Origin of the sequence: Calothrix anomala FACHB-343, from assembly GCF_014696435.1 — a bacterium.
Taxonomy (GTDB): domain Bacteria; phylum Cyanobacteriota; class Cyanobacteriia; order Cyanobacteriales; family Nostocaceae; genus Aulosira; species Aulosira anomala_A.
Map to the genome: position 1 here is coordinate 21,561 of NZ_JACJQG010000096.1, position 9,244 is coordinate 30,804.

General features: G+C 43.1%; 10 protein-coding genes and 1 tRNA gene. 5 read left to right on the plus strand and 6 right to left on the minus strand.

The features are described from left to right. Positions 1 to 163: 163 nt before the first annotated feature. The 3 genes from H6G08_RS33815 (at position 164) to H6G08_RS33825 (ending at position 3,863) form a co-directional block, all read left to right on the plus strand. Positions 164 to 790: an acyl transferase gene (locus H6G08_RS33815; RefSeq protein ID WP_313943556.1), complete on the plus strand. Its 627-nt coding sequence runs from the start codon at positions 164 to 166 to the stop codon at positions 788 to 790. 415 nt (positions 791 to 1,205) lie between these two features. Continuing rightward, positions 1,206 to 1,745 (plus strand): SH3 domain-containing protein, encoded by a 540-nt coding sequence (locus tag H6G08_RS33820; protein WP_190551210.1) that lies wholly within the window; start codon positions 1,206 to 1,208, stop codon positions 1,743 to 1,745. Positions 1,746 to 1,865: 120 nt separating this feature from the next. Then, entirely contained in the window at positions 1,866 to 3,863 is a 1,998-nt protein-coding gene (locus H6G08_RS33825; protein WP_190551212.1) for a zinc metalloprotease HtpX, read from the plus strand. A 140-nt stretch (positions 3,864 to 4,003) separates the two neighbouring features. On the opposite strand, the gene H6G08_RS38415 is transcribed toward H6G08_RS33825, so the two are convergent. Further along, positions 4,004 to 4,135: a hypothetical protein gene (locus H6G08_RS38415; protein WP_277877872.1), complete on the minus strand. Its 132-nt coding sequence runs from the start codon at positions 4,133 to 4,135 to the stop codon at positions 4,004 to 4,006. A 62-nt stretch (positions 4,136 to 4,197) separates the two neighbouring features. On the opposite strand from H6G08_RS38415, the gene H6G08_RS33830 reads away from it, so the two are divergent. Beyond that, positions 4,198 to 5,460 carry a transporter substrate-binding domain-containing protein gene (locus H6G08_RS33830; protein WP_390626873.1) on the plus strand — a complete coding sequence of 421 codons (1,263 nt, stop codon included), beginning with the start codon at positions 4,198 to 4,200 and terminating at the stop codon, positions 5,458 to 5,460. A 97-nt stretch (positions 5,461 to 5,557) separates the two neighbouring features. Here H6G08_RS33830 and mazG read toward each other — a convergent pair whose 3' ends face one another. Both mazG and H6G08_RS33840 read right to left on the minus strand, forming a co-directional pair. Beyond that, a complete protein-coding gene (mazG, locus tag H6G08_RS33835) occupies positions 5,558 to 6,364 on the minus strand; it encodes a nucleoside triphosphate pyrophosphohydrolase (protein WP_190551227.1) in 807 nt (268 codons plus the stop codon). Between the two features lie 37 nt (positions 6,365 to 6,401). Next, positions 6,402 to 7,040: a metal-binding protein gene (locus H6G08_RS33840; RefSeq protein WP_190551214.1), complete on the minus strand. Its 639-nt coding sequence runs from the start codon at positions 7,038 to 7,040 to the stop codon at positions 6,402 to 6,404. 84 nt (positions 7,041 to 7,124) lie between these two features. On the opposite strand from H6G08_RS33840, the gene H6G08_RS33845 reads away from it, so the two are divergent. Then, positions 7,125 to 7,197, plus strand: a tRNA-Val gene (locus H6G08_RS33845). A 130-nt stretch (positions 7,198 to 7,327) separates the two neighbouring features. Here H6G08_RS33845 and H6G08_RS33850 read toward each other — a convergent pair. The 3 genes from H6G08_RS33850 to H6G08_RS33860 are packed head-to-tail and all read right to left on the minus strand — an operon-like array spanning position 7,328 to position 9,127. Next, a complete protein-coding gene (locus H6G08_RS33850) occupies positions 7,328 to 8,371 on the minus strand; it encodes a TniQ family protein (RefSeq protein ID WP_190551216.1) in 1,044 nt (347 codons plus the stop codon). 29 nt (positions 8,372 to 8,400) lie between these two features. Further along, positions 8,401 to 8,724, minus strand: a complete 324-nt coding sequence (locus H6G08_RS33855; protein WP_190551218.1) for a TniQ family protein — start codon at positions 8,722 to 8,724, stop codon at positions 8,401 to 8,403. Then, on the minus strand, positions 8,714 to 9,127 hold the full coding sequence (locus H6G08_RS33860; RefSeq protein WP_190551220.1) for a hypothetical protein: 414 nt from the start codon (positions 9,125 to 9,127) through the stop codon (positions 8,714 to 8,716). Before H6G08_RS33860 ends, H6G08_RS33855 begins: the two co-directional genes overlap by 11 nt. Positions 9,128 to 9,244: the final 117 nt, after the last annotated feature.

Here is a 9,244-nt window from a genome sequence, read left to right on the forward strand (position 1 = left end):
AAGAATAGACAGAACGCAGAGAATCAGGACTTACGCAAAAATTATCAAAAACCTTAATTTATCAAACCGCCAAGACGCCTTCCCGTTATCGTCTCGAAGAGAAGAACGCCAAGAATTCGTAGAGTATGCGTAAGTCCTAAGAATAACAAATGACAAATGACAAATGACTAATGACAAATTACAAATGACATTTTTAAGCACAATTCTCTTATTTTTTCCTACTTTTATATTAATTGTTATTGGCAGTGCAATCGTTTACCTGACTTATTCACCTAACGTTTTTAGTATTTTGTCGCTGTTATTTGCAATTTACGGATTGCCATTGCTAGTTTACCGCTTACATCAAGGGGCTTACCCTGTAAAAGAGGGTATTAGTTATCTACGTGGTAAAGAATATAGCCCTTGGTGGGGTAGTCATCAAATTCAGGTGATTTACATTACAATTCCGGTTTTTGAAGCGATATTGCGGCTAATTCCGGGAGTATTTTCTTGTTGGTTGCGGTTGTGGGGTGCAAAAGTGGGGCGAGATGTTTACTGGACACCAGGATTAGAGATTGCCGATCGCGGTTTAATAGAAATAGGCGATCGCGTAGTTATCGGACATCGTGTAGGTATAGTTTCCCATGTCATCAAACCCCGCAAGCAGAATTTAATGTTGTATGTCAAAAAAGTCAAAATTGGTAATGATGCGTTTGTCGGCGCTGGAAGTGTTCTCTCTCCTGGTGTAGTCATCAGCGATGGTGCATTTGTTCCATCTGCAACTCACCTTTATCCGAATCATCACGTGTAATCTTTAGTAACCAAAGCAAACCTAAGACATCAAGTAAAAATAAGTAGTGCGAGCATCTTGCTCGCGCGGGCAAGATGCCCACACTACAAATATTAAATTGTTCAACTGATTTTTACACGACTCCTAAGCTAATGCGCGTCTAAATTGCATAACTACTAATAAGGGCTGTCAACTGTCAACTGTCAACTGTCAACTGTTAACTGTCAACTGTTAACTGTCAACTGTCAACTGTCAACTGTCAACTGTCAACAGCCCTGACGATAGATTGTGCAACTTAAAAGCAGAATAGCTTATCTCCACAAAAGCTAAGTGGCGTTTTCCGAAAATCACTCTGCACCTATGTATTTATATTTAGTGCAAATGACTTGCTAATTCGATTTTATCCTTTAGCTATTAAATATCTTCTGGAGAATTTATGAGTGTTAAAACAAAGTTGACAGCAGTATTACTGACTGTTGGCACAATTATGAGTACAGTATTACCTGCAATGGCTCGTCCAGCAAACTTAACAACTGATAGTAATTTGCGCACAAGTGCATCTTTAACAGCAACTGTGGCGGATGTTTTACCATTAGGTAGTGCTGTAGAGGTTTTAAATATTACCGTAGGCGATGATGGCGATTACTGGTATTACGTACAACCAAACAGGGGAAGGAGCCTTAAGGGTTGGATACGTAGCGATTTAGTCAAGTTTCAGCCGAGTAATAAGCGCTATGCAACCATAGCTGGGGAGCGCGGATATACAATTAATGTGCGCTCCTCTCCCAGCTTAAATAGTAAAGTTCTCTACAGTGCAGTATCCGGCGATTTGGTAACAGTAGAAGATTCTTTCCAAAAAGCAGGGCAATATCGTTGGTATCGCATCAAATTCTCTAATAACGTTACTGGTTGGGTGCGAGAAGACTTGCTCTCAATCTGGCCACAAGGATGTATTATCACCTGTCCTACACATTAACCCATGCCCAATGCCCCATGCCCCATGCCCATTTTTAAAGTTTTACGAAATGACAATGACGAATCCTGGATCTATTGAGTATTGATCGATCAATTACTACTCCTTTGCTAAGGAGATACTATGTCATTGCAATCTGGATTAGATGCCTTTAATCAAGGACGTTATTCCGAAGCTGTTCAAATCCTTGAACAAGTCTGTCGGAATGCGGTTGATCAAAATTCTTCCGATTATTTGTCAGCCCAAATGTGGTTGATGAAAGCTTATCAAGGGACAGGCGAACTCGAAAAAGCCGCAGTCTTGCATCGCAAATTGTTGATGAGTGAAAATTCCCAAGTTCGCAGTTGGGCGGAACAAGCGGGAAAATCTCTGACGCAACCACCAGCAACCCCCTCTCATGCTATCCAAAAAGCTGGGCGTGCGGCTACGGCTGGTGCAAAATTAGCAATGGGTGGTGTCGGCGGAAGTTTGGTATTAGCTTCTGGCGTCACCATGACATTGCTGTTTGGGATGGTGTTAGCTTTAGGTTTGAGTTTAGTATTTATTTTAGGTAGCGACGATCCACTACAAGGATTAGCGATCGCTCTTACCATCACTATAGTTTTTAATCTCGCGGCTTTCTTCCTCTCGCCTTTCCTGATGGACTTAACCCAAGGTTGGCTTTACCATACCCGTTGGGTAGATTTAGCCGAAATTGAAAGCCAAAGTCCGGAAACAGCAAGAGTAATACAGCAAGTCTGCGAACAAAAGAAAATCAAGACCCCAAGACTAGGTATTATCGACGACCAAAACCCCACCGCTTTTACCTACGGCTCTTTACCCAATAGCGCCCGGTTAGTAGTTAGTCAGGGACTTTTTACTTATTTAGACGATGATGAAATTGCTACCGTCTACGCTCACGAATTAGGGCACATTGTCCACTGGGACTTTGCCGTGATGACAGTAGCTTCTACCTTAGTGCAAATTTGCTACCTAATTTACAGCACAGCGAGGACATTTGGTCGTGGTGGTGGCGATAGCAAAATCAAAGACGCCATGCAAACTGCGGCTCTCGTTGCTTATGTCTTCTATATAGTCGGTACTTACCTCATACTATATCTCTCCCGTACCAGAGAATACTTTGCTGACCACTTCGCTGCGGAAACTACTGGTAATCCCAATGCCTTATCCCGCGCTTTGGTAAAAATTGCCTATGGGATTTTAGAAGAAGGTTCCCGCACCCAAGAACCCAGCCGATTAATTGAAGGAACCCGCGCCTTAGGCATTTATGACCCGAAAGCAGCAGCTTCCACCGGTACAGCTTACCGCATTGCTAGCGATACCCAAAAAATCGGTCGCGTCTTTTTGTGGGATATGTTTAACCCCTGGGCTTGGTGGATGGAGTTAAATTCTACACACCCACTCACAGGTAAACGAGTCCGCGCCTTGAGTACCTATGCAGAACAGTTGGGTTTACCAATTGAGTTTGATATGGGGCGAGTCATTGGTGAAGGTAAGAGTCTGAGTAAAAAACGGCTTTACGGCAATTTCTTTTTAGATGTAGTGCTGTATGGTGCGGAAACTATTGGTTTCTTAGTGGGCTTGGTCATCAGCATTATGATGTTATCTAGTTCCTCCCATGTCGGTTTGGTCTTTGGCGCACCATTCATCGGCTTGGGTGTGGGAATTATCGTTAAAGCTTTGGTGATGTTCCCCGACTACAAACAAGCACCGGAAACCGATATTCTCACTTTAATGTCAGACCCCTACGCTAGTCCGTTACGCGGTCAACCTGCAAAATTAGAAGGACAACTCATCGGACGTGGTGACGCAGGTTATAAATTTGGTTCCGATTTAAAAATTCAAGACCGTAGCGGCATGTTATATCTGCACTACGCCTCACGCTTTGGCCCCATTGGTAATTTTCTGTTTGGGATGAAGCGCGTCCAAAGCTTGATAGGCGAACAAGTAGGGGCTGTGGGTTGGTTCCGTCGCGGCGTTGCACCTTGGATGGATTTGATTAATCTCCAAAGTGAAAACGGTACGGTTGTTAATAGTTACCACCGCTTCTGGTCATTTATACTGGGTGGCGGGGCAGTTATTTTAGGATTGGCCTTGACGATATTTGCAAGTAGCAGTTAGCCTGTTCGCAGAGCATTTCTAATTTATCCAAGCTGTAATTTAATAGGGGTGGTGAATCACTACCCCTGTTTTTTGTTGGTTGGTCATTGGTCATTGGTCATTGGTCATTTGTCATTTGTCATTTGTCATTGGTCATCCCTTCAGCTTCTCTTCTCCCAAGGGGAGACGCTGCGCGAACGCTCAGGGTGAATTGTCATTTCTCCTTGTCGCCCTTGTCCTCCTTGTCCTCGTTCCCTTCTAGCCCCTAGAACACCATTTTTGTTTCCAGTCAACAGTCAACCGTCAACAGTCAACAACTTAGTACCACCTATGTGATATTTGTTATGGCTTGGGAATGATAGATAGATACTACATACAACCCAAAGAAGTACCAATGATAAATGCGATCGCTCGTAGATTCCGCCAATTCATGGTCGGCTGGAAAAGCCAGATTACCTATTTTTACAGAGGTTACAGTAAAAATAACAGCAGAAGTTCCCCTCAAGGACGCATTTGGCTGAGATTAATCGGCGGTGTGATGGCGTTATTGCTAGCGCTATCTTTCATCCATCCAGGAATAGCCGAAGAAGCACAACCAGCAGCAACCAATAATAATAATTCCTTCCTCGTTGCCACCAGGGTAATTCCACCCTTTGTAATTTCGGAAAATAATCAACTATCCGGCTTTAGTATTGACCTGTGGCGCAGCATTGCTAACAAAATAGGGATAAAATCGGAATTTGTTGAATATTCTACCGTAGCAGATTTACTTTCTGCGGTGAAAGATAGCAAAGCCAATGCGGGTATTGCGGCTATCTCCATTACCGCCGAAAGACAGGAGAACTTTGATTTCTCCTTACCCATGTTTGCAGGTGGGTTGCAAATCATGGTAAGACCCCCAGAAGCCAATGGTGGTGCTTTTGCTAACATTTTGCAATTGATATTTTCTCCTACCCTATTTCAAGTAGTTGGTGTAGCCTTGCTGCTGATTGTCGTCGCCGCCCATATCATTTGGCTATCAGAACGCAATCATAAAGAAGGAATGATCGATAAATCATACTTCCCCGGAATTTTTAAAGCTTGTTGGTGGGCAGCCGCAACCTTAGCAACTCAAGCCGACGAAATGCCCAAAGGTGTAATTGGGCGGGTAATAGCAATTATCTGGATGTTTATCGGCGTTCTTTTTGTTGCCTATTTTACAGCCGCCGCTACGACATCTCTCACCGTACAGCAACTTCAGGGCGATATCAAGAGTGTAGACGACTTACCGGGTAAGTTAGTCGCAACCACTGCTGGTAGCACCGCCGCCAAATATCTGCGCGAACAAAAAATTCCCGTCCTCGAAGTGCCCAAGATTGAGCAAGCTTATGAGGCTTTACAAAACAAAAAAGCTGATGCTGTAGTCTTTGATGCGCCCGTACTGTTGTTTTATGCTGCCAATCAAGGGCACGGTAAAGTAGAGATAGTAGGTAGCGTTTTCCGGGAAGAAAACTACGGTATTGTCCTCCCGAATAACAGCTCCTACCGCAAACAAATCAATAGTGCATTGTTGAGCCTCAGAGAAGATGGCACATATCAATCGCTTTATGATAAGTGGTTTGAGGTGAAGAAGTCGTAATTGGGCATGGGGCATGGGGCATTGGGAAACAGTCAACAGTCAACCGTCAACAGTCAACCGTCAACAGTCAACCGTCAACAACCTACCCCCTCCCTCCTCACCCTTCCTTTGCAATTTGCGCCTTTGCTTGTTGCCACAAAGTTTCTAATTCAGCCAAAGTGTAATCCGAAAGGGGGCGGTCAACAACTGCCTCCATTTTTTGTAACCTTTGGATAAATCGTTGATTTGTGCCTTGCAAACCGACGCTGGGATCGAGATTATGCCAACGGGCTAGTTGCAGAGTGGCAAAGAGTAAATCGCCTAATTCTGCTTGTTGGGCTTCTGGGGTTTCTTCGGCTAAAGCTTTTTGAAATTCGGCTAACTCTTCATGAAACTTATCCCACACCCCCTCAATATTTTCCCACTCAAAGCCCACAGCCGCCGCTTTTTGGGAAATCTTCATTGCTGCCATTAATGGGGGAAGGGTGCGCCCATAACGACTGAGTTTAGCGGTGAGTTTTTGATTTTCTGGGGACGGTTCGCCCTTTTCAGCAGCTTTGATTTCCTCCCAGTTTTGCCGCACTTCATCCACACTCGCTACTTCCACATCACCAAATACATGGGGATGACGGCGAATTAATTTTTGGGTAATCCCTTCAGCAATTTCTTTAAGAGAAAATTGTCCCGATTCACTGGCGATTTGGGCTTGCAAGACTACTTGTAATAGTAAATCACCTAATTCCTCTGCGATCGCCTTTTGGTCACCACTCTTAATTGCATCCACCACCTCATAAGCTTCCTCAATCACATAGGGTGTCAGACTTTCCGGCGTTTGTGCCAAATCCCAAGGACACCCACCATTAGGCGATCGCAATTTTGCCACCACCTCAATTAATTCTTGTAATGCTGCTAAGTTTTGGTTCATAGTCAATAGTCAATAGTCATTTGTCAATAGTCAATAGTCATTTGTCATTTGTCTTCCTTGTCCTCCTTGTCCCCCCTGTCCCCCTTGTCCCCCTACCCCCCGCACCCTGCCCCCCTGCCCGATACGGTTTACGTTTCTTCATTTTGCCACTTGGCAACAACGCCTGAATGCCTTGTTTTTTGACTCGCTTGTATGCAGAATTGCCCCAATCGCTGAGGGAATGGCTCATAGCGCCGAGTTCCATACCTAAGAATAAGGCGAGAAATTCAGTGCTGTAACTGGTGAGCGATCGCTTGACTGTACTGCCGACATGTTGCCAGCTAAAGACGATATTCCCTAGCTTTTCGGCAATGATTAAAATAAAAATGGCCGCGATCGCAATTAAGCAACTCAGATAAACGACTCGTAGCGTCGTGCCAATAATCGGCCCGTGGGATAAAAAGGAGCGATGCCGCAAACTTTTTTGATAGGGTAGCCAAATCCAGCGCAAGAAACCCCAGCGTTGGTATTGAATTGAGTAAATATCTAAATCCGGGCCGAACATCAGCCCCCCAAACAAAAACCCGCCGGCAACAAATAAGGTCACATTGCTACTGCCAGTCTGCCAGAAAGTCACCCCCGCCACAAACGGCAGAGCATACAGCGTAATGCTATCGTGGGTTCGACCAGAGGGCATTTTAAGGTTCTCAAAAAATTTTTTCTCAAAAATACTAGCGCGATTCAAAATCTTTTGCTATATTATATAAACGTGAGCGCAAACGGGCGGTTAGCTCAGTTGGTAGAGCGCCTGCCTTACAAGCAGGATGTCATCAGTTCGAGTCTGGTACTGCCCACTCACAAAAGCCGCTAATTTAGCGGCTTTTTTGTGCCTTTACCCATAAGCTTGCCGTTACGGCAAGCTTATGGTTTTAATAAGGATCGGCAAGGTTATGCTTCTAGCTTTATAAGCTGTCATTGTTAAAACTATAACAGCTTAGAACCAAACTTTTGTCGTGCATCATTAAAAGCACGACGTACTTGCTTATATCTAAAACACCCCGGATTTGTCATTAATTGACAAGCGCGAGCTTCTGTTGGATAGACACCCTGAGCATTCAAGCTAAGGACAATCTCTCTAACCTCGCTACAAAGTTTCTCTATGCTTTTGAGGCGACAAGCTTTATTGTAATCACGACATTTAGCAGAAATAGCACTACACAAATCTGGAAAATGTCTAGAAATAGTTTTGTTATGATGACCTAAACGCTTTGCAACTTCTTCCATTGTTGGTGGCGGTTCTTCACTACCTGCAAGTATGGCTAATAAAGCATCTCTTACTTGATTTTGCTCGAAAGCTTTTGGAGATACTCTTGGTGTGCGAGAAAGTTGGAGATACTTCTGCGAGATTTTTGTAAAAGATTTATTGACTAGATTTTTTGGAGCAAGAAATTCTACCAAGGATATCTCTAATTCGTAACAAATCTTCAGAAGTATATTTAACTCTGGCAAGGTTTTAGTAGATTGCCACATCCACAAACTATTTTTTGGTACTCCAATAAGACGAGAAAATGCAGCTGCATTATTTTCTGCAACTTTATCAATAACTAAATTTAATGATTTTGTAATATTTTCCTTGGACGGGGGAGATTCAAAGCTTTGAGCAGATGAAATCAACTCTCCTACAACATTGGCAGTCCAAGACTGCCACTCCAAATGTAATTTTATTGATACTTCACCATCTCTAAATGTCTTAAGGCATTGATTTATGCCTAACCACTCTCCACACTTTGAACAGTAACCAGGTCTTGAGTACCAGTTTAATAAAAGTGATTGATGATTGCAGTGAGGGCAAACCTCAATCAAGGGTTTTTGATGCTGAGGGCAAATTTTAATTAATTTGATTGTCCAAAGCAATTGCTCATAAACTACTTGCCCATTTTGGTATTGCTCTTGGTAACAAATTGGACACCAAGCTTTTTTAGTGCGAAATAAATTGCGTGGAGTCAAAATGTCTGACCAAAACAGCATGGTTAAAAAACGCAAGTCATCTCTAAGCGTCAATTTTGTAACACTTGAACTAAATCTGCTGCCATCTCTCCCATGCCATTTAACGCTTGACTACGATTGAAGATTTCACGAAAACCTCGATTAGCTCCATTTTGGAAATATAGTTTATTGACCAGTGGAGCAATTTCTCTAGTCATTAAGATACCTGGAAGAACTCCATGCAACTCTGCTATGCGTGCGATATAACCTGTTAAACTCTCTATGTAAGGTGTACTCAGACCTACAGGTTGAGGTTGATACAGGCGACTACGTTGTGGAATTAATGGCTTTTCCAAATCCCAAGATTCGTATGTTTCTAATGCACTAGCTAACATCTTGTTGCACTCCGATGGGATCTCTTTTAGGTTTGCGTTTGCCAACCTTTCCTGGCGGACGAGTAGATTTTGGGTTTTCTTCAGGTAGTGCGATTGATTTTGTTCCAAGTCCTAATGCAGAGCGTAAGTTTTGTATATCTGTTTCCGTTTCAGATAATTGTCGTTCGCCTTCTTGAATGTCTTTGAACATTCTCTGGCATTGAGCAACTGACCAAGCGCGTTTTTGTAAATCTTTGAGAGTGATTGTTGTTGCTTCTCGATCCAAAGCATCTTTAAGAACGCGCCTCAGCCAATCTTTCAGTATGCCAACACATCCTAAAGTACGTTCATAAAAATATTCCCAATGAGTAACTAAATTTGGAGTTTCTGCTAGTGGCATATGCTGTTGAAAAGTTAACAACACACTCTTAAAACCTTCCTTCCGTACCCAGCACTGTCACAATCGGTTATTACTGAGGTTGATTCATCAATAGAGAATAAAAGAACACATTAAATGAGTAAAAAAGATATTTTAAGAAGT

Excerpts from the sequence above, each read along its gene's own strand:
- H6G08_RS33815 (WP_313943556.1), top strand. The coding sequence starts at position 164 with ATGACTAATGACAAATTACAAATGACATTTTTAAGCACAATTCTCTTA.
- H6G08_RS33820 (WP_190551210.1), top strand. The coding sequence starts at position 1,206 with ATGAGTGTTAAAACAAAGTTGACAGCAGTATTACTGACTGTTGGCACA.
- H6G08_RS33825 (WP_190551212.1), top strand. The coding sequence starts at position 1,866 with ATGTCATTGCAATCTGGATTAGATGCCTTTAATCAAGGACGTTATTCC.
- H6G08_RS33830 (WP_390626873.1), top strand. The coding sequence starts at position 4,198 with ATGATAGATAGATACTACATACAACCCAAAGAAGTACCAATGATAAAT.
- mazG (WP_190551227.1), bottom strand. The coding sequence starts at position 6,364 with ATGAACCAAAACTTAGCAGCATTACAAGAATTAATTGAGGTGGTGGCA.
- H6G08_RS33840 (WP_190551214.1), bottom strand. The coding sequence starts at position 7,040 with ATGCCCTCTGGTCGAACCCACGATAGCATTACGCTGTATGCTCTGCCG.
- H6G08_RS33850 (WP_190551216.1), bottom strand. The coding sequence starts at position 8,371 with ATGCTGTTTTGGTCAGACATTTTGACTCCACGCAATTTATTTCGCACT.
- H6G08_RS33855 (WP_190551218.1), bottom strand. The coding sequence starts at position 8,724 with ATGTTAGCTAGTGCATTAGAAACATACGAATCTTGGGATTTGGAAAAG.